The sequence below is a fragment of the Tolumonas lignilytica genome, from assembly GCF_000527035.1.
GTDB lineage: Bacteria > Pseudomonadota > Gammaproteobacteria > Enterobacterales > Aeromonadaceae > Tolumonas > Tolumonas lignilytica.
The window spans coordinates 1,975,893-1,999,127 of the sequence record NZ_AZUK01000001.1 but is presented as its reverse complement, the minus strand read 5'-3'; the positions used below and the strand labels follow the sequence as shown (position 1 = coordinate 1,999,127).

General features: G+C 47.8%; 22 protein-coding genes and 2 rRNA genes. 4 read left to right on the top strand and 20 right to left on the bottom strand.

Annotated elements, in window-relative coordinates:
- Positions 1-4: 4 nt before the first annotated feature.
- The 9 genes from H027_RS0109405 to murJ form a co-directional block, all read right to left on the bottom strand.
- The gene (locus H027_RS0109405; RefSeq protein ID WP_024872202.1) at positions 5-448 is read right to left on the bottom strand and encodes a PilX N-terminal domain-containing pilus assembly protein; all 444 of its coding nucleotides are present in this window, start codon (positions 446-448) and stop codon (positions 5-7) included.
- Positions 445-1,437, bottom strand: coding sequence for a PilW family protein (locus H027_RS0109400; RefSeq protein WP_024872201.1), 993 nt, complete (start codon positions 1,435-1,437; stop codon positions 445-447). Before H027_RS0109400 ends, H027_RS0109405 begins: the two co-directional genes overlap by 4 nt.
- Positions 1,434-2,027: a type IV pilus modification protein PilV gene (gene pilV / locus H027_RS0109395; RefSeq protein WP_024872200.1), complete on the bottom strand. Its 594-nt coding sequence runs from the start codon at positions 2,025-2,027 to the stop codon at positions 1,434-1,436. Before pilV ends, H027_RS0109400 begins: the two co-directional genes overlap by 4 nt.
- Before the next feature lie 17 nt (positions 2,028-2,044).
- Complete coding sequence (locus tag H027_RS0109390) at positions 2,045-2,458, bottom strand: type IV pilin protein (RefSeq protein WP_024872199.1); 414 nt, start codon at positions 2,456-2,458, stop codon at positions 2,045-2,047.
- A 279-nt stretch (positions 2,459-2,737) separates the two neighbouring features.
- A complete protein-coding gene (ispH, locus tag H027_RS0109385; protein ID WP_024872198.1) occupies positions 2,738-3,667 on the bottom strand; it encodes a 4-hydroxy-3-methylbut-2-enyl diphosphate reductase in 930 nt (309 codons plus the stop codon).
- Between the two features lie 76 nt (positions 3,668-3,743).
- Positions 3,744-4,238, bottom strand: coding sequence for a signal peptidase II (gene lspA / locus H027_RS0109380; protein WP_024872197.1), 495 nt, complete (start codon positions 4,236-4,238; stop codon positions 3,744-3,746).
- A complete protein-coding gene (gene ileS / locus H027_RS0109375; protein ID WP_024872196.1) occupies positions 4,235-7,051 on the bottom strand; it encodes an isoleucine--tRNA ligase in 2,817 nt (938 codons plus the stop codon). Before ileS ends, lspA begins: the two co-directional genes overlap by 4 nt.
- A gap of 5 nt (positions 7,052-7,056) precedes the next feature.
- On the bottom strand, positions 7,057-8,010 hold the full coding sequence (gene ribF, locus H027_RS0109370) for a bifunctional riboflavin kinase/FAD synthetase (RefSeq protein WP_024872195.1): 954 nt from the start codon (positions 8,008-8,010) through the stop codon (positions 7,057-7,059).
- A gap of 60 nt (positions 8,011-8,070) precedes the next feature.
- Positions 8,071-9,636, bottom strand: coding sequence for a murein biosynthesis integral membrane protein MurJ (gene murJ, locus H027_RS0109365; RefSeq protein WP_024872194.1), 1,566 nt, complete (start codon positions 9,634-9,636; stop codon positions 8,071-8,073).
- A 193-nt stretch (positions 9,637-9,829) separates the two neighbouring features.
- On the opposite strand from murJ, the gene rpsT reads away from it, so the two are divergent.
- A complete protein-coding gene (rpsT, locus tag H027_RS0109360) occupies positions 9,830-10,093 on the top strand; it encodes a 30S ribosomal protein S20 (RefSeq protein WP_024872193.1) in 264 nt (87 codons plus the stop codon).
- A gap of 73 nt (positions 10,094-10,166) precedes the next feature.
- Here the strand turns inward: rpsT and H027_RS0109355 are convergent, their stop codons facing one another.
- From H027_RS0109355 to nhaA, 3 genes are all read right to left on the bottom strand, one after another.
- On the bottom strand, positions 10,167-10,463 hold the full coding sequence (locus tag H027_RS0109355) for an ArsR/SmtB family transcription factor (RefSeq protein WP_024872192.1): 297 nt from the start codon (positions 10,461-10,463) through the stop codon (positions 10,167-10,169).
- A gap of 77 nt (positions 10,464-10,540) precedes the next feature.
- The gene (gene nhaR / locus H027_RS0109350; RefSeq protein ID WP_024872191.1) at positions 10,541-11,437 is read right to left on the bottom strand and encodes a transcriptional activator NhaR; all 897 of its coding nucleotides are present in this window, start codon (positions 11,435-11,437) and stop codon (positions 10,541-10,543) included.
- Positions 11,424-12,614, bottom strand: coding sequence for a Na+/H+ antiporter NhaA (gene nhaA / locus H027_RS0109345; RefSeq protein ID WP_024872190.1), 1,191 nt, complete (start codon positions 12,612-12,614; stop codon positions 11,424-11,426). The genes nhaR and nhaA overlap by 14 nt, the downstream gene beginning before the upstream one ends.
- A 190-nt stretch (positions 12,615-12,804) precedes the next feature.
- Between nhaA and H027_RS0109340 the strand changes: the two genes are divergently transcribed.
- Positions 12,805-13,656, top strand: coding sequence for a thymidylate synthase (locus H027_RS0109340; protein WP_024872189.1), 852 nt, complete (start codon positions 12,805-12,807; stop codon positions 13,654-13,656).
- Between the two features lie 47 nt (positions 13,657-13,703).
- Here H027_RS0109340 and ptsP read toward each other — a convergent pair whose 3' ends face one another.
- Positions 13,704-15,977 carry a phosphoenolpyruvate--protein phosphotransferase gene (ptsP, locus tag H027_RS0109335; protein WP_024872188.1) on the bottom strand — a complete coding sequence of 758 codons (2,274 nt, stop codon included), beginning with the start codon at positions 15,975-15,977 and terminating at the stop codon, positions 13,704-13,706.
- A gap of 26 nt (positions 15,978-16,003) precedes the next feature.
- Positions 16,004-16,531, bottom strand: a complete 528-nt coding sequence (rppH, locus tag H027_RS0109330) for an RNA pyrophosphohydrolase (RefSeq protein WP_024872187.1) — start codon at positions 16,529-16,531, stop codon at positions 16,004-16,006.
- 206 nt (positions 16,532-16,737) lie between these two features.
- Between rppH and mutH the strand changes: the two genes are divergently transcribed.
- Both mutH and H027_RS0109320 read left to right on the top strand, forming a co-directional pair.
- Positions 16,738-17,397 (top strand): DNA mismatch repair endonuclease MutH, encoded by a 660-nt coding sequence (gene mutH / locus H027_RS0109325; RefSeq protein WP_024872186.1) that lies wholly within the window; start codon positions 16,738-16,740, stop codon positions 17,395-17,397.
- A gap of 146 nt (positions 17,398-17,543) precedes the next feature.
- Positions 17,544-17,870, top strand: a complete 327-nt coding sequence (locus H027_RS0109320; RefSeq protein WP_024872185.1) for an isoamylase early set domain-containing protein — start codon at positions 17,544-17,546, stop codon at positions 17,868-17,870.
- Positions 17,871-17,924: 54 nt separating this feature from the next.
- Here H027_RS0109320 and rplS read toward each other — a convergent pair whose 3' ends face one another.
- From rplS to H027_RS0109290, 6 genes are all read right to left on the bottom strand, one after another.
- Complete coding sequence (gene rplS / locus H027_RS0109315; protein ID WP_024872184.1) at positions 17,925-18,272, bottom strand: 50S ribosomal protein L19; 348 nt, start codon at positions 18,270-18,272, stop codon at positions 17,925-17,927.
- Between the two features lie 47 nt (positions 18,273-18,319).
- The gene (gene trmD, locus H027_RS0109310; RefSeq protein ID WP_024872183.1) at positions 18,320-19,054 is read right to left on the bottom strand and encodes a tRNA (guanosine(37)-N1)-methyltransferase TrmD; all 735 of its coding nucleotides are present in this window, start codon (positions 19,052-19,054) and stop codon (positions 18,320-18,322) included.
- Between the two features lie 30 nt (positions 19,055-19,084).
- The gene (rimM, locus tag H027_RS0109305) at positions 19,085-19,606 is read right to left on the bottom strand and encodes a ribosome maturation factor RimM (protein WP_024872182.1); all 522 of its coding nucleotides are present in this window, start codon (positions 19,604-19,606) and stop codon (positions 19,085-19,087) included.
- Positions 19,607-19,632: 26 nt separating this feature from the next.
- A complete protein-coding gene (rpsP, locus tag H027_RS0109300; protein WP_015880007.1) occupies positions 19,633-19,881 on the bottom strand; it encodes a 30S ribosomal protein S16 in 249 nt (82 codons plus the stop codon).
- A 218-nt stretch (positions 19,882-20,099) separates the two neighbouring features.
- Positions 20,100-20,214 (bottom strand): 5S ribosomal RNA (gene rrf / locus H027_RS0109295).
- A gap of 75 nt (positions 20,215-20,289) precedes the next feature.
- Positions 20,290-23,176 (bottom strand): 23S ribosomal RNA (locus tag H027_RS0109290).
- Between the last annotated feature and the right edge of the window lie 59 nt (positions 23,177-23,235).

Genomic DNA, 23,235 nt, shown 5'->3' with positions numbered 1-23,235 from the left:
TATTTTAATTTGTGGTGGTTAGCAGACGCTGCTCTATGCCAATTGTCGTTTGCAATTGCCCCATACCACCTTTGTCGAAGGTCTGGCTTAAATTGGCATCCACATAACGACAAGATTCGGCCAGATTAGTGCTGTAGCCCCTTAATTTATGTTTGCAATTAGTATCCACCACGAGCGTCAACGGTACGGTCGAGCCACCTGTTGTCACACTGGCAGAAACACCGGTTTGCATTCCTGCAATCGTACTGGCCAGGGAGTTGAGAATTAAAATATTCTGCACTGTCCCTTCCTGTTGTTGTTCCATTGCACTGCGCCCAGAAGCTGCACCGGTCATTTTTAAATCCTCCCGGGCCCACTGCATAACAGATACTGAAATCAGAGTCAGCGGTAGTAATAAAATCAACGCGACAATTAATACCATGCCGCGATCAGCTGAATATTTTTTCATTGGATATACAATCCTCCGTTATTAAATTTCACCGTGGACTGCAGTAATAAACGCCGGAAATGATCATCCGTTGTGGGGGTATAAGAAATATCGCCTAACTGATAGGTATTGGTATTGGTATATAGCGGGCTTGGTTGCAGTGAGCGAACTAATAGAAATAACCTGACACCCAACACCCGGCCTTCATCCCATTCTTGCTGGGTAATATTTTCAGGCGTGATATATTGATCAACGATGCCATCTGGTTGAAAAGTCGTATCAACCATAAATAGTAGACGCATTTTTTCAACGCCTTGCACCAAGGCAGAGTCGGTCATTGAACCCAGTAGATAGGTCATATGTAGTTCCGGAATATTATCGGTAACGCGAATGAAATAGAGATGATTTAAATATTCCCATATCCGTCGATTCGGCATGTTGGCCGCGGTTGGAGCCGTTTCATTCCCCTTAAAGAAATAACCGGCATGTACCGTGGTGGCCATATAAAAATGATCATTATCCAGTGTCAGATTTGAGGCATCTTCACCTCTTAACCGTTTTATATTAATGATGTCTGAATCTGGCGATAAAACGGCAGTATTACTGATACAACCTAATACCGTCCCTTTACTTCCAGAATGATTGACGTGCACGGTCCAGACGGGGCGCAGATTGTTGCTTCCGACAGGAAAACTGCCGGCGTTTCGATCATCAAGACAGTCGTTTGCCGCTGATAGATTAGAGGCCGCGCTACTGAGCGTGATATTGGCGCCTGAGGCTGCGGATAACACGGAGCCTGTATAATCGCCCCAGAAATCGGCCATGTGCAGATCACGCATGAGCAAATTCATGGCAATCCGGCCATTTTCCTGCAATTCGCCACTATCTAAGGAATCATTTGTTGTTTCGTGTGAAGCTGAATATAACGACATCATACCAGCGAGCAAAAACAATCCGATCGTGAGCGCGATCATCCATTCCAGCAATGTGAAACCTGTTTGTTTTTTCATAGCGTGGTACTCAACACGAACTGGCGATGTTTGGCATCGGCCGTACCACAGGTTTGCCCTGTGGTTTCGGCTGCATCCCGTATTGATTCTCTATCCTGCCAGCTAATAACAATCGTGGCGGTGGCGGCACTCTGTGAATTAATTCGAGATAAACTCAGACAGCCGACGGGATCGATTAACGTTGAACTGGCATTGGAAGCCGCATTACTTAGCAACTGCTGCCAACTGTACAAATCATTGTTGACCAAATCCGCATAACTGCAGCTAGCCGTGGTGATACCGTTGTCATTAATACAGGTGGGTTTTGTCTGCACAGTCTGATCCTTCCCGACAGACACAGCCCACGAGGCACCGCTTGAATTTAAATGCTGATCAATCCAAGGGGTTTTGTTGATACGAAGCCGCTCAACAATATCGGAAGCTGCATAAACTGCCAGTGTTCGTTGCCTTGCTTCATAAGATGAAAACTTAGCGATCCCTTGTAATGCAATCAGACCCAATAAGCTGACAGAGAGAATAACGGCCGTCACCAAAACCTCCAGCAACGTAAATCCAGCCTGATCGTTCGCACTTCCTTGAGTCAGGTTCATGCTTGATTATCCTGTGATTAGTGCCAGCAAATGCTGGCTGCTGCAGAAGAGCTGGTTTTTAAACCATCCTGAGTCAGAGTGAAGGTTTGACAGTCCGTATCCCCCACTTGGTTTCCTGTTGCTGTTGCCGTCAGCGTATAGGTGGCACTACTCGGGGTGATGCTGACCTGATAGTAGCCATTGTCGGTGGTGTAGATTGCAGCAGAAGTGGCTGTCAGGTGAAGGTCTTGAAGTGTCCCGTAACTGTTAGCGTCCATGAAATATCGTTCTTCCAGATTCGCAATTCGGGTCAATGCTGCTTGCGCTTCTGTTCGATGGGAACTTAATACATAACGGGAATAGCTGGGGTAGGCAATGGCGGCTAATATGCCAACAATAGCAACCGCAAGCATAAGCTCAATGAGCGTTACGCCTTTATTTTTATTATTCATTTATCCCTCTACTTTTTATTTTATATCGTAAAAGCTAGTGCTCTGTGTATTACTATTACGATGCTTTTTTATACAAAACGGCACAGAAGTTTACATAACAAACCACTGTATTCAAGGGATAAGTATGATTTTTGTAGGGTTATTTGAGAACAATGAGAGCCGGAACAAATTTAAATGAACAGGTACTCACGCGAAAGTGTTTAAACTAACCTGTAAATAATAATCACTTCGCATGAGTACCGATGGGATATGTTTTTTGCTTAAAATTATGACGTTTGTTTATCGCAATTCCATAGGTACTTCAAATACGGTATCTTCCAGCACGCCATCCATCTGTTCCAGATCACTGCCACCCAGCTGATATAAGCGATCAATGACACTTTGCACCAACACCTCAGGGGCTGACGCACCGGCAGTGACGCCTACAGTGTTAGCATTCACAAACCATTCATCCTGCAGTTGCGATGCATCATCCAGCAAATAAGCGCGGGGACCTAATCGTTCAGCCAGTTCACGTAATCGGTTGGAGTTGGATGAATTCCGTGAACCGACCACCAGCATGACATCAACTCTGGGTGCCAATGCCCGGACAGCATCCTGTCGGTTCTGCGTGGCATAGCAGATGTCATCTTTGCGGGGCCCCTGAATCGCGGGATAATGCTGTTTTAATGAATCAATCACGTCTCGGGTTTCGTCCACACTGAGTGTCGTTTGCGTAACAAAACTCACATTGTCAGGGTGTTGGATTGGCAGTGCATCAACCTGAGATGCATCTTCAACCAGATACATGCCGACTCCCGAGGCATCATACTGACCCAAGGTACCTTCAACCTCGGGATGTCCCTTATGCCCAATCAGCACTACTTCCTGTCCTTTACGGCTGGCGCGATGAACTTCCATATGCACTTTGGTCACTAATGGGCAAGTTGCATCAAACACTTGTAATCCACGATTTTTTGCTTCATCACGCACGCGTTTGGAAACGCCATGAGCAGAAAAAATGACGGTATTGCCATCTGGAATCTCATCCAGCTCATCCACAAAGATGGCTCCCATCGCCTTCAGTTCATCCACGACATATTTGTTATGAACCACTTCATGGCGAACATAAATGGGGGCGCCAAATTTATGCAGGGCATTTTTGACAATGGTGATCGCTCTATCAACGCCGGCACAAAAACCGCGTGGATTTGCTAACAGAATTTTCATGATGCCCCTCCGAGCCATTTAAAACAAAGCCGGTATGAATACCGGCTTATATCATATCGCAGATGTTAACAGCACGTTACTTATTCGCAGGCTTCTTAATAAAACCATCCAGAATAATCAACGCGGCACCGCAACTGATTGCCATATCGGCAACATTGAACGCGGCAAAGTGATAAAGCTCATGCCAGTGGAAATCCAGAAAATCGACAACATGACCATAAAGCATACGGTCAACCAAGTTACCGATCGCCCCGCCGATCACCAGACTGTAAGCCAGGTTGGACAAGGAACATTTTGCCGGCGCTTTTGCCAAGGCAATTACGAGAAGCCCGGAAATAGCCACCGCCAATCCACTAAACAACCAGCGTTGCCAGCCTTCGGCGTTAGCCAGAAAACTGAAAGCCGCACCGGTGTTATAAACATGGACCAGATTAAAAAACGGCGTCATGATCACGCCGTGTCCATAAGGGATATGTTGCATAATGAAATGCTTTGCCAGTTGATCCAGCACTATCGTGACTACCGCCAGCCATAGCCAGCGGAGCCCTGTTCCGGTGAGTAATTTCATCATGCAAACTGGCGAATTTCGCCTGCTCCGGCTACGTTGATAACACAACGACCACAAATATCACCATGACCATCATGTGCTCCCACATCATCGACATGATGCCAGCAACGCTCACATTTCGTGGCACTGCTGACTGCAACCTGTAACCACAACCCAGCCACATCGGTAGGCTGTGTATTTTCTGGTTGCGCGTCGGCATCCTGTACCACGGCTTTTGAGGTCAGCAATACGAAACGAAGTTCATCGTTTAGCAAACGTAATTTCGCCGCTAAATCTGCATTCGCAAACAAGGTCACTTCAGCTTGTAATGAACTGCCGATCAATTTGTCATTACGAGCCACTTCCAGAGCCTTGTTCACTTCGGCACGAACGGCTAACAACTCAGCCCAGAATGCGTCATCCAGAGCTTCGCCTTGCTGTAGACCAAACAGACCGGTGTACCATTCCCCCGTCATGACAAACTGGTCACGCTGACCCGGCAACAACTGCCAGATTTCTTCCGCAGTGAAACTCATGATTGGCGCCATCCAACGTACCATCGCTTCCACAATATGGAACAGCGCGGTCTGGCAAGAACGGCGAGCAATACTGTCCGCTTTCGCGGTGTACTGACGGTCTTTAATGATGTCCAGATAGAACGAGCCCATTTCGACCGAGCAGAATTGCATCAGCTTCTGGGTCACAATATGGAAATCATAATTTTCGTACGCAGCAATGATCTCTTCTTGTACAGCCTGAGCCCGGCCTACCGCCCAACGATCCAGTACCACCATCTGTTCTGGTGCCACCATATCCGTTTCAGGACTAAAACCGTTCAGGTTTGCGAGGAAGAAACGCGCCGTATTGCGGATACGTCGATACGCATCTGCCGAACGTTTCAGGATTTCATCAGACACCGTCATTTCGCCGGTGTAATCTGTTGAGGCCACCCACAGGCGCAGGATATCGGCACCCAGTTTGTTCATCACATCCTGCGGACTGACCACGTTACCCAGCGATTTAGACATCTTGCGGCCATGACCATCCACGGTGAAACCGTGTGTCAACACCTGACGATAAGGTGCCTGATGTTTCATGGCGACACCGATCATCAGCGATGACATGAACCAGCCTCGATGCTGATCTGAACCTTCGAGATACATGTCCGCGGCATTCCCTTGGAACTCAGGACGAACATCCACGACGGAGGCATGAGTTGAACCAGAGTCAAACCAAACATCCAGCGTATCTGGCACTTTTTCATAATCAGCAGCTTCCGCCCCCAGCAATTCAGCCGGTTCCAGATCCCACCATGCCTGAATGCCTTTCGCCTCTACTCGCTTAGCAACCTCTTCCATCAGCTCCAGTGCACGAGGATGCAATGCCTGTGTTTCTTTATGCACAAACAACGCAATCGGCACCCCCCAAGTACGCTGGCGCGAGATACACCAGTCAGGACGGTTCTCAACCATCGCCTCAATACGGTTCTGGCCCCATTCCGGGATCCAGCGAACCCCTTTGATTTCTGACAATGCTTTCTGACGCAGACCCGCCTGTTCCATGCTGACGAACCATTGTGGTGTTGCACGGAAGATGATCGGCGTTTTATGACGCCAGCAATGCGGATAGGAGTGCAAATAGGCTTCGTGGTGCAACAGAGCCCCATGCTCACGCAACACGTCCACCACCTTGTCGTTGGCTTTGAAGACGTGCTGACCGGCAAACAGTGGTGTATCGGCCAGATAGGTACCATTTCCGGCAACCGGATTGGCGACTTCCAGACCATATTTGTTACCGACCACAAAGTCTTCCTGACCATGACCCGGAGCGGTGTGCACCGCACCCGTACCAGAATCGGTGGTGACATGATCACCCAGCACGACTGGCACAGTGAAATCATAAAATGGATGACAGAAACGCAACAATTCCAGATCCGCCCCCACACAACGACCCAGAATGGTGAAATCAGTGATCTTGGCACGCGCCAATACTGATTCGTACAGGGCGGCGCCCAGAACCAGGCGTTCCGTTTGTTCGCCGTTCACCTGCACCAAGACATACTCCAGTTCAGGGTGCAAAGCAACACCCCGGTTAGCTGGCAATGTCCATGGCGTGGTCGTCCAGATCACCACCGATAACGGACCTTCACCCGCAGCACCGAACTTACTGGCGACCAGTGCTTCATCCTCTGCACGGAAACGCACATCAATGGCAAGCGATTTTTTATCGTAATATTCCACTTCCGCTTCAGCTAGAGCCGAACCACAATCGGTACACCAATGCACCGGTTTAGAACCCTTGTGCAGATGACCATTGGCAATGATCTTGCCCAGCGAACGGATAATGTTGGCTTCGGTATTGAAATCCATGGTCAGGTACGGGTGTTCCCAATCACCTAACACACCCAGGCGGATAAAATCGGTTTTCTGCGCTTCAACCTGTGTTTTGGCGTATTTACGGCACTCTTCGCGAAATTGCGCCGCCGTCACTTTTTCACCAGGTTTGCCCACCATGCCTTCAACTTTCAGCTCAATTGGCAGACCATGGCAATCCCAACCTGGGATATAAGGTGAATCAAAACCAGATAACCCTTTGGATTTAATAATAATATCTTTCAGGATCTTGTTAACAGAGTGACCGATATGAATACTGCCGTTAGCGTACGGTGGGCCATCGTGCAGAATAAAGGGTTTCTTACCTGCTTTGGCTTTGCGGATTGCACCGTACAAATCTTGCTTGTACCAGTTTTTCAGCATTTCTGGCTCACGTTTAGCCAGATCGCCACGCATCGGAAACGCAGTTTCCGGCAGGTTCAAAGTATGTTTATAGTCGCTCATCAGTCCTAAATTCCATCAGGTGCAACAGCGGTATCCGACAAACCAAACCACTGTCTGGCATATCGAGCATCCGCTGTTATCTGTGTTTGTAGCGCGGTAAATGAAGAAAATTTCTGTTCATCCCGCAATTTATGGCATACCCGGATTTGTAACTGTTTACCATACAAATCATCTTGAAAATCAAAAATATGTACTTCTAATTGCGAACGCGTTCCGTTGACTGTCGGACGAAAGCCGATATTGGCCACACCGAAATACGTGTTGTCCGCAATCACGATCTGAACGGCATACACGCCCTGAATTGGCACCACCAGCCTTTTCAGATGAATGTTCGCTGTTGGAAAACCAATGGTTCTTCCCAGTTTTGCACCATGTGCAACACGCCCGGTGATGCAATACGGATGACCGAGCATGCGCTCCACATCAGCCAAACGGCCGTCTTTTAATGCTTCGCGTAACAGTGTGCTACTGACCCGTTGTTGTTCATGCAGTAACGTATCGGTACTGAGCACCTGAAAACCATACCGTTTACCGGCTTCCACCAATAGCGAAAAATCACCACTGCGCTGCAGGCCAAATCGGAAATCATCGCCAATCACGAGAAACCGGACAGACAGCTTTTTCACCAAGATGTCCTCAATGAACGCCGTCGCACTCAGTTCCGCAAAGGTTTGGTCAAATTTAACACATAACAAGCGATCAATACCCAATGCCGCAATCGCATCATATTTATCACGCAGGCGGCTGAGTCGGGCCGGAGCTCTATCCGGAGCAAAAAACTCCAGCGGTTGTGGCTCAAAGACCATCACACAAGAGGGTAAGCCCAGCACTTTTGCTTGTTCTTGCAGGCGACGCAATACCGCCTGATGTCCGCAATGTACACCATCAAAATTACCAATAGTCAGAACACAACCTGCATGTTCAGGATGGATATTATGAATACCGCGGATCAATTCCATAGATACGGAGCCCTGTTACACTGCAAAACTGCTGGATTATATACTGAACGCCTTGCCGGATCAGCCCTCTGTCACAGTTTTGAAATGGCGAGGACGTAAGCCAACCAATCCCATCCCCAAACCGTAGGCCACTAAAGCAATGCCGATCAGCTTGCTCAATTCCAAAACCGAACGCCATTGAGACCAGGCCGTCCAGCTTGATAACGGCGCACATAACCAAACCAGCACTCCCCCCATCAATAATGTCGCCATCGCCAATCGGATGAGAAAGATAACGGTCTCTTTTCCCGGACGATAAATTTGTCGGCGATAGAGCCCTTGGAACAAAGATATCGCATTCACCGTGCCGGATAAGGCGGTCGATAAGGCCAAACCAATATACCCCAGCGGATATATCAGGATCGCATTAAATATCATGTTGGCTGCCATCGAATGCATACCATAACGGACCGGGGTTTTCGTATCCTGTCGGGCATGAAAACCCGGGGCCAGCACGCGGGCCAGCATCAACGATAACAGACCGGACGTCGACGCGAGCAAACTACCACCCGCCATCTGAACCTCATGTGCACCAAACTCCCCACGCATAAACAGCACACGTAAAATGGGTTCCCGTAACACCATAATACCAACCATGGCGGGTAGCCCTAAAAATAAGACCATCCGCACTCCCCAATCCATTGTTTGCGAGAAACGTAATGGATCGGCATCAACATGACGTTTAGCCAGTGACGGCAAAATGACCGTACTGATCGCAACAGCAAACATACCCAGCGGAAATTCCAGCAGGCGATCGGAATAATAAAGGTAACTGATCGACCCCGTGGCCAAAAAAGAGGCCAGCATGGTATTGAACATCAGGTTGATTTGGCTGACTGAGACACCAAAAATCGCCGGTAACATCAACGAACGAATTTTCGTGACCCCCGGATGATGCCATGCCCATTTGGGTTTCACCAAAAAACGCATTTTATAAAGATAGGGGATCTGATAAATCAACTGAATGAAACCACCAACAAACGTACCCACTGCCAGCGCAATTTCAGGTTTTCCCGTATGTGGCGCAATCCACCAGGCCGTCGCAATTAACGATACATTCAGGAAAGTTGGGGTAAAGGATGAAACCCCAAAACGACCATAAGTGTTAAGTACCGCTCCTGACATGGCCGTAAAGGTCACAAACCATAAATAGGGAAAGGTAATTTTTAATAACAGACTGGCCAATTCAAACTTTTCTGCACCCGGTTCATTGTGCCACCAGGCCATAAACCAACCCCAGCCAAACAATGCAGATAAAACTGTCGAACCTAAAACGCCCAACACAGTCACAATCGTAATAATTAATCCAAGTGTCCCTGATGCGGCACTCAGTAATTCTCTCACGGCTGTTTTGTCCCCCATCTCCCTGTATTCCGTCATCACAGGGACAAATGCCTGGTTAAATGCACCATCGGCAAACAAGCGCCGCAGATAGTTGGGAATGCGATTGGCAAAGAAAAACACATCTGACGCAATACCCGCCCCCAACAAATGGGCAATCGCAATATCCCGCACCAATCCCAAAATACGCGATGCAAAGGTGGCCGTTGTCACCATCAGACCAGATTTTATTAACTTCTTGCTCAAGATAGACCTCGAAAACTGTACAGCAGCCAGATTCCTGCTAAAATCGGCCGACAGTTTAACTATCTGCGCTCTGGGTGGCTACAAGAGTACGGTGGTTATTTGCACAAAATTGATTGACATCATCGGGTTGAGAAGGCATATTTCTCGACCTTTTCAGCACACTCGCTAAGACCGTTTTTTCAGGAGTTTTACCTTGGCTAACATTAAATCTGCTAAGAAGCGCGCTATCCAGGCAGAGAAAGCCCGCAAGCACAACGCCAGCCGTCGTTCTATGACCCGTACTTTCATTAAGAAAGTTGTTGCAGCGATCGCATCTGGTGACAAAGCTGCTGCTCAGGCTGCTTTCGCGGCTGCACAGCCAATTCTGGATCGCATGGCGACCAAAGGCCTGATCCACAAGAACAAGGCTGCTCGTCATAAGTCTCGCCTGTCTGCTCAGATCGTTGCAATGCAGTAATTTGCTGACGTTCCGTTCAGACAAAAAAACCGGCTTCGGCCGGTTTTTTGTTTCTACACGGATATGATTGTCATTACGGTGCGCAATATAAACTATGCAATGTAGAGATGATCGCCTCAACCTCATTGCTGCTCAGAGAATAGTATACCGTCTGAGCCTCCTTGCGGGTTTTTACCAACACATCACGCCGCAATATAGCCAAGTGTTGAGATAATGCAGATTGGCTAAGACCAATTTTCTGGTTCAACTCACCAACCGACAGCTCTCCCCCTTGTAAACAGCACAGAATGATCAGCCGGTGCCGGTTGGCCATCGCCTTCAGTAGCGATACCGCGTGATCGGCGCTAAGTTCCATTTCTTCGATGGTCATTATCTTTTCCTCCGTGCCTTAAAACGCGTCATGATAGCAGTAATTTTGCGAATGAGAATAAATAGGAATAGCCATTATCATACCGCTCCAGCAAACAGTGCGGAAAAATCGCTTTCACAAAGTCGTTTGACGGCAGGATGTTGAATCATTCGCTCTGCGAAAATAGCATAATATTCTTCTTTCAATGCATCGGTCTGCCCGACCAACGAAACGGACAATCCATCCAGAAATTCTTCCTGATAAAGGGTGGGTGCAACAAAGATCCCCTGATTGAACAAACCAAATGCTTTCATCAATGCAGCATCGTCAAATTCGCCAAAAATTTGCGGCACCAAACCCTGTTCATCAAACCAACGCGTCAGTTGTCGTCCCATAGCTGTGCGTTTCGCGGGGATCAGCAATTTTCTTTCCATCAAACACTCAGGAAATGGTTTTGTCGGTAACGGTGCCTGACAAAAAAAGCTCACACCGCATTCCCCCAGTTTTTTAGAAAGCAACCCCGGATGCTCCGCGGAATCGAGCGGACAGTCGGAAAGAATGACATCTAATTTGTGTTCACGTAACTGGATCAGGAGCATTTCATGCGTCGACTCCAGACAACGCAAATGGACTGAGCCATCCTCTGGTAATGCCGTTAGCAATACTTTGGACGCAATGCGTTTAGATAGGACATCCGCAATACCCACATTGAATGAACTTTCATTTTCTTTTTGGAATGTCACGACTTCGAGCATTTCATAAGAAAGCGAAAACATCTTGTCCGCATAACGAAAAACTAATTGTCCCAATTCTGTCGCTTCGATATTCCGGCCCTTACGCTTAAATAATCGCCCCCCGAGCCGATCCTCTAGCTGACGGATCTGCCCGGTGATCGTTTGAGGAGTCAGATAAAGAGCCTCGGCAGCCTGGGTGACGGAACCTTTTTTCTGTGTCATCCAGAAATAATAGAGGTGATTATAATTAAGATGAAACATGTTCCGACTCCTGACTGTGATGGACATGGCTCGAACGGCTTAACAAGAAGTAGCCGAAAACAGCGGCAAAGAATGAACCACTCAAGATCCCCAGCCGGGACGCGGCAAACGCATCACTGGAGGTTCCGAACGCTAAGCCGCCAATGAACATCGACATGGTAAAACCGATACCACATAACACGGAAAGCCCACCAAGATGGAACCAGCTCACGCCGTCCGGTAACACCGCAAGCCTGCTTTTAATCGCGAGCCAGCACGCCAGTAATACCCCGAAAGGTTTACCAAGAAAGAGTCCGAGCGTGATCGCCAATGGCAACCCAGAACCCAGATCCTGCCAAGACAAACCCGACAGCGGTAATCCGGCATTAGCAAACGCAAAAAGAGGCAAAATAAAATAACTGCTCCAGGGATGAAGTTGATGTTCCAATTGAAGCAGTGGCGTGGTTGTCATATTTCTAATATGGGGTATCGCCAACCCCAAGACCACACCGGCAATGGTGGCATGAATACCGGATTTTAATACCGCAAACCATAATAGTGTCCCCACCAGCAGATATGGCGTCAGGCGCATGACGCGGCAACGATTCAAAATAAACAGCAACAGGCTTAATCCTGCGGCAATCAACAATGGTAGCGTGTGCAATTTGGCGGTATAAAATAACGCGATGACCAGCACAGCCCCCAGATCGTCAATGATGGCCAGAGCTAACAAGAATATCTTCAGTGAAAATGGGAGCCGACCGCTTAACAAGGCCAGCACCCCTAAGGCAAAGGCAATATCTGTCGCCATGGGGATCGCCCAGCCAGACATAAATTGCGAATGATCGCCGATAACAACGACAAACAAGATAGCCGGAACGACCATTCCGCCTACGGCAGCAATCAAAGGCAAGCTCGCCTGACGGACTGTCGATAGCGCGCCATCCAGCATTTCACGTTTGATTTCCATGCCAACCAGCAGAAAGAAGATCGCCATCAATCCATCATTGATCCACAGCAACAATGGCTTATGCACATCCAGACTACTCACTTGCACACGTATCGGAATGGAGAGAAAAGAATGATATATCTCAGACCATGATGAGTTGGCGCATAACAATGCAGCTAAGGCAGAAACAAACAATATAATTCCACTTGCTGCTTCCATCTGCAAAAATCGTTTCACTAAATAAACCATAGTGCAGCTCCCTGAAATCAGTTACGCCAGTATACAATCTCTCTTTTATCAGAAAAAATCACTTAAAATCGCCAAAACCATCGGTATTACCGAGCAAAACAAGATGAAAACAATTCGATCGTGCATTACGAAGGCAGGGATCGCAAAATAGCACGAGTATGTTCTCCGACAGGAAATATCAGGATATCGCATGAAACAATATTTAGACCTCTGCCAGCGCATTATTGATGATGGTGTATGGATCGAGAATGAAAGAACGAACAAACGCTGCCTGACCGTAATCAATGCCGATTTAGTCTACGATGTACAAAACAATCAATTTCCGATCATTACGACACGTAAAAGCTTCTGGAAAGCGGCGATAGCAGAACTGTTGGGTTACATCCGGGGATACGATAATGCCGCCGATTTTCGGGCTCTGGGCACTAAATCGTGGGATGCCAATGCCAATGAAAATGAAGCCTGGCTAAATAATCCTGCGCGGAAAGGTCATGATGACATGGGACGTGTTTACGGCGTTCAGGGTCGTCATTGGCGACAACACAATGGTAATGAATTGGATCAGCTGGCCAAAATTATTAGCCATCTCTCAAAAGGGATTGATGATCGCGGTGAAATCCTGACGTTTTATAATCCTGGAGAGTTTGAGCTGGGGTGTTTACGCCCATGCATGCATACACATACCTTTTCGTTATTAAACGACACGCTCTATCTGACCAGCTATCAGCGCTCCTGCGATGTTCCATTAGGGCTTAATTTCAATCAGATTCAAGTATTTACATTACTGGCACTGGTAGCGCAAATTACAGGGAAAAAACCAGGGCTGGCTTATCACAAGATCGTGAATGCACATATGTATGAAGATCAGGTCGCGTTGATGCGGGATGTTCAGCTGCAACGAACCCCATTCCCATCACCAAAACTCGAAATTAACCCAGAGATAAAAACTCTCAAAGATCTGGAAACCTGGGTAACGCTGGATGACTTTAATGTCGTCGGCTATCAGCACCACGACGCCATTAAATATCCCTTTTCCGTATAAATGACACAGCATAACAAGGTGAGTATTTCACGTACTCACCTTGTTATTTATTGTTCTACTTTCTTGCTAATAAATCCGCCCTGTAAGCCTAAAGACTCCAGATACCCAGAAAACACCTTTCGGATTTGCGAAGAATCATGCATCTGCAGGGCTTGCGAAAGCAACGGGGCCAACGCATCAGTCTTTACCCGGCGTAACAGGTATTTGATTTTGGCGATGTTATTTAAATTCATGCTGAACCGATGGTACCCCATGGCCAACAGAATCAACACACCGATTGGATCGCCCGCTAATTCACCACACACAGAGACCGGTTTGGCCTGCTGATTGGCAATCTGAACAATTTGCTGTAATGCCCGAAGAACAGCAGGATGCAACCCATCGTACATGTCTGCAACCCGAGCATTATTTCGGTCCACCGCCAAGAGATACTGAGTCAGGTCATTGGTTCCCACCGACCAAAAATCAACATACGGCGCTAAATCAGGTAACAGATAAATCGCCGCAGGTACTTCGATCATCACCCCTAAGCTAGGATAACGAATTGAACTGCCTCTGGCTCGAAGTTCATCCGAGACTTCCAGCCAAGCCTGATCCAACAAGCGGCGTGCCGATTGAATTTCGCTGACACACGAGATCATCGGTAACATAATCGCCAGATTATCATTATGCTCACTGGCCCGTAACATCGCCTTCAGCTGAGCCAGAAACAATTCTGGGTGGTCTAAAGTGATTCGAATGCCTCGCCAGCCAAGAAACGGATTTTCTTCGCTGATAGGAAAATAGGGTAACGGCTTGTCCCCGCCGATATCCAGCGTCCGCATACAGACCTGCCGTCCGCTATATTGTTCTAAAATCGTCCGGTAGCGCGTTGTCTGTTCCTGTTCAGAAGGAAAACTATCATGCAGCATAAACGGGATTTCAGTACGATAAAGACCGACACCATCGGAACAGTCCATCAGGCAGCTATCCACATCCAGACTTAATCCGGCATTTAGCAAGACAGAGACCGGACAACCATCCAGCGTTTCAGATGGCAGTTGCGCTTCCTGAGCCACCAAATCATCAAATGCTTTCGCCTGCTGAATGAGCTGTTCATATTCAGCCAGCACCGCACCGCTTGGTTGAATAATCACATCGCCATTGCCTCCATCAATGATCAATTCCTGACCATCCAGCTCCTGCAACGGCAACTCCAGCCCCATGACAGCAGGCACACTCATGGTACGCGCTAAGATTGCCGCGTGTGAGTTCACCGCCCCCCGAATGGAGATTACACCCGCTAATCGATCCTTTGGTACTTCGGCTAACAGCGTGGCAGTCACTTCCTCAGCCAGCAGAATAACCGGTTCCTTAAAATCGAACTGCTCCATATGGCTATGAGCGAGGCAGCTCAACAGCCGCTGTGCAACATCGCGAATATCTAACGCCCGCTCCCGTAGGTATGGGTCGCTCATTGCTGAAAACTGGGCAATCAACCGTTCACTGACCTGTCTCACCGCTGAGGTGGCGTTCCAGTGATGGGTGGTGATCTCTTGTTCGATCTGAAAAATAAAATTCGGATCAGCCAAAATGTGCTGATAAATATCAAAGATAGATTGTGAATCGACCTGCACGGCATCCTGAAAACGCATTGCCAGAGAATCCAAGTCCATCTGAACCTGCAAAACAGCCTGATTAAGTAACTCAACCTGTAGCTCCGGCTCATCGCTGTGTTTTAAATGAACTTGAGCCAAATCCATTTTCGGTTGCCAAACCCATGCTTTGGCAATTGCCATACCGCTCGATACACCCACACCATGCACGGCTCGATGACTATTTGAAGGCGAACTGATCAATCCTTTCAACTCAGCATGCGCAATCCTCACCGCCAACTGTGCTGCTAAGGTCACCAAAAATGACTCATCCAGTTCGGTGAACTGCCGTGACAACGTCTGCTGTACAACCAAGACACCTAATACGTTACGTTGATGCATGATCGGCACACCAAGAAACGTTTTAAATTCATCCTCGCCCACTTCCGGCAGATATTTAAAACTGGGGTGTGCTGGTGCATCAGCCAGATTGATCAGCTCTTCACGACGACCGACCAACCCGACCAAACCTTCATTAAAAGGTAATATCGCCTTGCCGACCGCATCCTGAGACAAACCATCAGTGGCCATTAATCGATAACGTTGCCGTTGAGGCTCAGAAATATAGACCGAGCAACAATCAACATGCATAGCAGTACGGGTTTGTTGTACCAGCGTCTGCATCGCATCAAACAAAGATGGCGCCGCTGTTACACTTTCCACGATTTGCCGCAATGTTGTCAGCACGATATATCTCCTTTCTCTTGTATCGATTACCAGCGAGAAGCTTTTCGACGAGGCTCTTTTTTCACAACAGGTGGTGTATAAGGCATTGCTATGGCTGCAAATTCCTTCATCACTCGACGGTAAACCTCTCGTTTAAAAGACACTACCTGCCGAACGGGATACCAATAACTCACCCACCGCCAATCATCAAATTCGGGTTGACCATGGCAACCAAATTGGATGCTGGTTTCTTTAGCTGCATCCAATCGTAATAAAAACCATTTTTGTTTCTGCCCAATGCAAACGGGTTTGCTTTCCCAACGGATCAAGCGCTTGGGGAGTCGATATTTAAGCCAGTTCCGACTGGTTGCGAGAATAGTAACATCGTCTTGCTTTAATCCTATTTCCTCGTACAACTCACGAAACATAGCTTGCTCTGGTGTTTCCCCATCGTCCACACCACCCTGAGGAAACTGCCAGGAATGTTGCCCATAGCGACGAGCCCATAACACTTGTCCATTGCGATTGCAGATCACTATACCTACATTCGGGCGGAAACCATCGCCATCAATCACGCAATCACCTGATGTAACAACTTGAACTAACCCGATTCTTTCATATTAGCTTCAGATCAGCAAACACACATTCCCAGAGTGAGAGCTATAACGAATGCTGGTTTTCATGAAATCATTCTTCACCGGCATTATTTTTCTATTTCAACAACAAAATAAAAATGTGCTTACAATAAGCCGACGATCAGGCTTCTCCTTCAGGCAGTACCATGCACCAGAATATTTCGGAATTACTTGATGCCGCCCATCGGCTTGCAGGATTAACGCTAAGTGAATTGGCAGAACAATATCACTTGGTAGTTCCGTCTTCCTTACGCAGAGAAAAAGGCTGGATAGGCCAATTGTTGGAGCTGGCACTAGGTGCCTCTGCTGGTAGTAAGCCACAGCAAGATTTTCCTGAACTCGGTGTTGAGCTTAAAACTTTACCTATAGCGCCCAATGGCACCCCACTGGAAAGTACCTTCGTTTGTACCGCACCCCTTTTAAACCAGCAACAAATTTCATGGGAAACATCAAACGTTCATCACAAGCTTTCGACTGTACTCTGGATACCCATCATTGGTGATCGTCAACAACCACCAGGAACCCGTCTGATAGGTTCACCCTGGATATGGCAACCCACGGCCGAACAAGAACGGTTGTTGAAGCAAGACTGGGAGGAAATCATGGAAATGATCGCCTTGGGCAATGTAGAAGCTATCAGTGCCCGTCACGGTACTATTTTGCAATTACGTCCCAAAGCAGCCAGTGGGCGCTCTCAAACATCGGCCATTGGACGAGATGGCACACTCATTCAAACTCGTCCTCGCGGATTTTATCTACGCAGTGCTTTTACACACCAGCTGCTCCAATTGCAATTTCATCTGTGAAGTCTGTCGCGATATACAACCTCACAATGCAGATTTCATGGACTTAAATAAAGCTATGCAGATAACAATATCCCTGGTTATTTTATGACTTATTATTTATAAAAGAGTGTTGGTACTAGTTCACGGTTAAGACTCAAGGAGTTGACATGGCAGTTACAAAGAAATTTTTAAAAACTAAGCCTGAGGTACAGGTTACGTTTGAAGTAAAAGCAGACGCAACCGAGAATGCTTCACAGGTTTATGTTGTTGGAGAGTTTGCCGGGTGGGAACCTGTAGAACTGAAAAAGCTGAAAAGTGGATTATTTAAAACCACTATCAACCTTCCAACTAACGAAAAGGATAGTTACCAATATCGCTATCGTTTTGTATTACCAGACGGCTCAGAAAAATTTGAGAACGAAGCGCAGGCTGATGCATATTGCAGCAACCCATATGGTGGCGAAAACTCAGTACTGACCGTACTACCTCAATAAAAATTTAATTGATGGCAATAAAAAAGCCTACCGAAGTAGGCTTTTTTACGTTTATCAGTTGAGCTTCTCTTTGATACGAGCAGCCTTGCCTGACAGATTACGCAGGTAGTACAGTTTAGCACGGCGAACATCACCACGACGCTTCAGTTCTACGCTTGCGATCAGCGGGCTATGGGTCTGGAATACACGTTCCACACCTTCACCGTTAGAAATCTTACGTACAGTGAAAGAAGAATGCAGACCACGGTTACGCTTAGCGATAACAATGCCTTCAAACGCCTGCAGACGCTCTTTGCCACCTTCAATAACACGAACCTGTACACGAACTGTATCGCCCTGAGCAAATGCAGGGATATCAGTACGTAATTGTTCCTGTTCCAGTTGTTTAATAATGTTACTCATTGTCTTTCCTACCTAGGATAAACTGAAAACTCTACTGCTGTTCAGTATCAAAGCTCCTGAACATACTCGGCAAGCAATTTGGCTTGCTCGTCAGTCAGAGCTAGGTTATTAAGTAATTCCGGTCTTCTTTGCCACGTACGTCCCAGCGACTGCTTTAAACGCCAACGACGAATATGTTCATGATTACCACTTAGTAACACATCAGGAACCCCTACACCATCCAGATCTTCTGGACGAGTATAATGAGGACAATCAAGCAGACCATCAGTGAAAGAGTCTTGTTCAGCACTCGCCATATCACCCAGAACACCAGGCACAAGACGAGAAACCGCGTCAATTAAGGTCATTGCCGGTAATTCACCGCCACTTAACACATAATCACCAACAGACCACTCTTCATCAATATCTGACTGAATCACTCGCTCATCGATACCTTCATACCGACCAGCGACTAAAATCAGCTTTCTACATTGAGCAAGCTCAACGACCCCTGATTGCGTTAACTTTTTACCCTGAGGTGAAAGATAAATCACTTTCACATCATCACCAGCAGCTTTTTTGGCCGCATGAATCGCATCTCGAAGCGGTTGCACCATCATCAACATACCGGGACCGCCGCCATAGGGGCGATCATCCACGGTTCGATGTCTATCATGAGCAAAATCACGAGGATTCCAGCATTGGATATCCAATAAGCCTCGTTTAACCGCCCGACCAGTTACCCCAAAATCCGTAATAGCACGGAACATGTCCGGGAAGAGGCTAATCACCCCGATCCACATACTACCTCCGCACGAAAACAAATCTCGGGATCAGAATCCCGGATCCCAATCGACTTCAATCAGACGCGCAGTGATATCAATATGCTTAATCACTTGTTCATCAATGAAAGGAATCAAACGTTCTTTCATACTAAAAGCATCATTCAAATTAGCTTCAACAACTAATACGTCATTTGATCCTGTTTCCATGAGTTCAGAAACAGTCCCAAGTTGATAACCTTTAGTAGTAACTACTGCACAACCAATAAGATCACGCCAGTAGTATTCACCTTTCGGCAAAGCTGGTAACTGATCAGAAGAAACAGCGATATCAACACCGGTCAGTGCTTGCGCATCCTCTCGAGTGTCAACACCATTAAGTTTACAGATCAGACCATTATTGTGACGTTTCCAACCGGTCAGTTGAATTTCACGCCACTCTCCTTTGTGCTTAAGCATCCAAGGAGTGTATTCAAAAATGCTTTCTGGATTATCGGTGAAAGAGTTGACCTTCAGCCAACCTTTGATGCCATAAACGGCACCAAGACGACCCACAACGATAGAGCTATCCACGCTGACTCCCACCTACCGGATCGCAATTAAGCCGCTTTAGAAGCGTCTTTAACCAGTTTAGCTACACGATCAGACAGAGATGCACCCTGACCTACCCAATGTTGGATACGTTCCAGGTCCAGATTTACTTTCTCAGCCTGGCCAGCAGCCAGTGGGTTAAAGAAACCAACACGCTCAATAAAGCGACCATCACGCGCGAAGCGTGCATCGGCAACTACCACTTGGTAGAAAGGACGCTTTTTCGCGCCGCCACGTTGTAAACGAATGGTTACCATATCGTCCTCATTAACTTTGATTGAACAAGGCTCACAACCTAATACGAGCCCCAGCTTAGAATAAGCCGCGCAATTTTACTTAGATCGCCACGAAAAGCAACCAAAGCTGAGTGCTGAGCTTAAAATATAGTAGTATAAAAATTTTGCACCAAAACAAAAAAACCCCGCATTAGCGGGGTTCTTGTTTTTACTCATCTTGACTTTCGTCTAATTTAGAAGCCTGGCAGTGTCCTACTCTCACATGGCGAATGCCACACTACCATCGGCGCTACAACGTTTCACTTCTGTGTTCGGAATGGGTACAGGTGGTTCCATCGCGCTATCGCCGCCAGGCATATTCGGTTCATTGGAAAGCTATCATTCAATCAGTCAAACAAGCATTGGGGTTTGAAACCACTTGGGTGTTGTATGGTTAAGCCTCTCGGGTCATTAGTATGAGTTAGCTCAACGTATCACTACGCTTACACACCTCACCTATCAACGTCGTCGTCTCCAACGGCCCTTCAGAGGACTCAAAGTCCTAGGGATGACTCATCTCGTGGCAAGTTTCCCGCTTAGATGCTTTCAGCGGTTATCTTTTCCGAACTTAGCTACCGGGCAGTGCCATTGGCATGACAACCCGAACACCAGCGGTTCGTTCACTCCGGTCCTCTCGTACTAGGAGCAACCCCACTCAATCATCCAACGCCCACGGCAGATAGGGACCGAACTGTCTCACGACGTTCTGAACCCAGCTCGCGTACCACTTTAAATGGCGAACAGCCATACCCTTGGGACCAACTTCAGCCCCAGGATGTGATGAGCCGACATCGAGGTGCCAAACACCGCCGTCGATATGAACTCTTGGGCGGTATCAGCCTGTTATCCCCGGAGTACCTTTTATCCGTTGAGCGATGGCCCTTCCATTCAGAACCACCGGATCACTATGACCTGCTTTCGCACCTGCTCGACCTGTCCGTCTCGCAGTTAAGCGGGCTTATGCCATTGCACTAACCTCACGATGTCCGACCGTGATTAGCCCACCTTCGTGCTCCTCCGTTACTCTTTGGGAGGAGACCGCCCCAGTCAAACTACCCACCAGACACTGTCCCTGGCCCGGATAACGGGCTAAGGTTAGAACATCAAACATACCAGGGTGGTATTTCAAGGACGGCTCCATGACAACTAGCGTCATCACTTCAAAGCCTCCCACCTATCCTACACAGGTAGGTTCAATGTTCAGTGTCAAGCTGTAGTAAAGGTTCACGGGGTCTTTCCGTCTAGCCGCGGGTACACCGCATCTTCACGGCGAATTCGATTTCACTGAGTCTCGGGTGGAGACAGCGTGGCCATGGTTACACCATTCGTGCAGGTCGGAACTTACCCGACAAGGAATTTCGCTACCTTAGGACCGTTATAGTTACGGCCGCCGTTTACCGGGGCTTCGATCAAGAGCTTCGCTTGCGCTAACCCCATCAATTAACCTTCCGGCACCGGGCAGGTGTCACACCCTATACGTCCACTTTCGTGTTTGCAGAGTGCTGTGTTTTTGTTAAACAGTCCCAGCCACCTGGTCACTGCGGCTGACATTCGCTCCAAGAGTAAATCTCTTCACCAACATCAGCGTACCTTCTCCCGAAGTTACGGTACTATTTTGCCTAGTTCCTTCACCCGAGTTCTCTCAAGCGCCTTGGTATTCTCTACCTGACCACCAGTGTTGGTTTCGGGTACGGTTCTTTGTAACCTGAAGCTTAGAGGCTTTTCCTGGAAGCGTGGCATCAGTAACTTCATGACCGTGGTCACTTCGTCTCGGCTCTCGGAATATAGTACAGCGGATTTGCCTACCGTACTTCCCTACCACCTTTCACCAGCTCTACCAACCGCTGGCCTACTTAGCCTTCTCCGTCCCCTCATCGCAGTTACAAAAAGTGCAGGAATATTAACCCGCTTCCCATCGACTACGCCTTTCAGCCTCGCCTTAGGGGCCGACTCACCCTGCCCCGATTAACGTTGGACAGGAACCCTTGGTCTTCCGGCGAGGGAGTCTTTCACTCCCTTTAACGTTACTCACGTCAGCATTCGCACTTCTGATACCTCCAGCATGCGTTACCACACACCTTCACAGGCTTACAGAACGCTCCCCTACCACTTGCCTTACGGCAAATCCGCAGCTTCGGTGACTAGTTTAGCCCCGTTACATCTTCCGCGCAGGCCGACTCGACTAGTGAGCTATTACGCTTTCTTTAAATGATGGCTGCTTCTAAGCCAACATCCTAGCTGTCTAAGCCTTCCCACATCGTTTCCCACTTAACTAGTACTTTGGGACCTTAGCTGGCGGTCTGGGTTGTTTCCCTCTTCACGACGGACGTTAGCACCCGCCGTGTGTCTCCCGGATAGTACTTACTGGTATTCGGAGTTTGCATCGAGTTGGTAAGTCGGGATGACCCCCTAGTCGAAACAGTGCTCTACCCCCAGTAGTATTCGTCCGAGGCGCTACCTAAATAGCTTTCGGGGAGAACCAGATATCTCCGAGTTTGATTGGCCTTTCACCCCTAGCCACAGGTCATCCCCTAATTTTGCAACATTAGTGGGTTCGGTCCTCCAGTACCTGTTACGGCACCTTCAACCTGCCCATGGCTAGATCACCCGGTTTCGGGTCTACACCCTGCAACTAGTCGCCCAGTTAAGACTCGGTTTCCCTACGGCTCCCCTATTCGGTTAACCTTGCTACAGAATGTAAGTCGCTGACCCATTATACAAAAGGTACGCAGTCACACCACGAAGGTGCTCCCACTGCTTGTACGTACACGGTTTCAGGTTCTATTTCACTCCCCTCACAGGGGTTCTTTTCGCCTTTCCCTCACGGTACTGGTTCACTATCGGTCAGTCAGGAGTATTTAGCCTTGGAGGATGGTCCCCCCATATTCAGACAGGATACCACGTGTCCCGCCTTACTCGTTTTCATTCCAAGGTCGCTTTCATGTACGGGGCTATCACCCTGTATCGCCAGCCTTTCCAGACTGTTCCACTAACTTCCAAGAAACTTAAGGGCTAATTCCCGTTCGCTCGCCGCTACTAAGGAAATCTCGGTTGATTTCTTTTCCTCGGGGTACTTAGATGTTTCAGTTCTCCCGGTTCGCCTCGTATGACTATGTATTCATCATACGATACTGAGTAAACTCAGTGGGTTTCCCCATTCGGACATCTGTGGATAATAATGTCTCTTACCGACTCTCCACAGCTTAACGCAGGTTAGCACGTCCTTCTTCGCCTCTGACTGCCTAGGCATCCACCGTGTACGCTTAGTCACTTAACCATACAACCCCAAATGGTTTCCCATTCAGCGCTGTTGTTATGACCAGTTTACTGGTTTAA

Bases quoted from the DNA above. Each gene is read 5' to 3' on its own strand.
- H027_RS0109355 (WP_024872192.1), bottom strand. From the start codon at position 10,463: ATGACCATCGAAGAAATGGAACTTAGCGCCGATCACGCGGTATCGCTA.
- nhaA (WP_024872190.1), bottom strand. From the start codon at position 12,614: ATGGTTTATTTAGTGAAACGATTTTTGCAGATGGAAGCAGCAAGTGGA.
- pilV (WP_024872200.1), bottom strand. From the start codon at position 2,027: ATGAACCTGACTCAAGGAAGTGCGAACGATCAGGCTGGATTTACGTTG.
- rpsP (WP_015880007.1), bottom strand. From the start codon at position 19,881: ATGGTAACCATTCGTTTACAACGTGGCGGCGCGAAAAAGCGTCCTTTC.
- ispH (WP_024872198.1), bottom strand. From the start codon at position 3,667: ATGAAAATTCTGTTAGCAAATCCACGCGGTTTTTGTGCCGGCGTTGAT.
- H027_RS0109340 (WP_024872189.1), top strand. From the start codon at position 12,805: ATGAAACAATATTTAGACCTCTGCCAGCGCATTATTGATGATGGTGTA.
- ileS (WP_024872196.1), bottom strand. From the start codon at position 7,051: ATGAGCGACTATAAACATACTTTGAACCTGCCGGAAACTGCGTTTCCG.
- H027_RS0109405 (WP_024872202.1), bottom strand. From the start codon at position 448: ATGAAAAAATATTCAGCTGATCGCGGCATGGTATTAATTGTCGCGTTG.
- trmD (WP_024872183.1), bottom strand. From the start codon at position 19,054: ATGTGGATCGGGGTGATTAGCCTCTTCCCGGACATGTTCCGTGCTATT.
- rplS (WP_024872184.1), bottom strand. From the start codon at position 18,272: ATGAGTAACATTATTAAACAACTGGAACAGGAACAATTACGTACTGAT.
- mutH (WP_024872186.1), top strand. From the start codon at position 16,738: ATGCACCAGAATATTTCGGAATTACTTGATGCCGCCCATCGGCTTGCA.
- ribF (WP_024872195.1), bottom strand. From the start codon at position 8,010: ATGGAATTGATCCGCGGTATTCATAATATCCATCCTGAACATGCAGGT.
- lspA (WP_024872197.1), bottom strand. From the start codon at position 4,238: ATGATGAAATTACTCACCGGAACAGGGCTCCGCTGGCTATGGCTGGCG.
- H027_RS0109320 (WP_024872185.1), top strand. From the start codon at position 17,544: ATGGCAGTTACAAAGAAATTTTTAAAAACTAAGCCTGAGGTACAGGTT.
- nhaR (WP_024872191.1), bottom strand. From the start codon at position 11,437: ATGTTTCATCTTAATTATAATCACCTCTATTATTTCTGGATGACACAG.
- H027_RS0109400 (WP_024872201.1), bottom strand. From the start codon at position 1,437: ATGAAAAAACAAACAGGTTTCACATTGCTGGAATGGATGATCGCGCTC.
- H027_RS0109390 (WP_024872199.1), bottom strand. From the start codon at position 2,458: ATGAATAATAAAAATAAAGGCGTAACGCTCATTGAGCTTATGCTTGCG.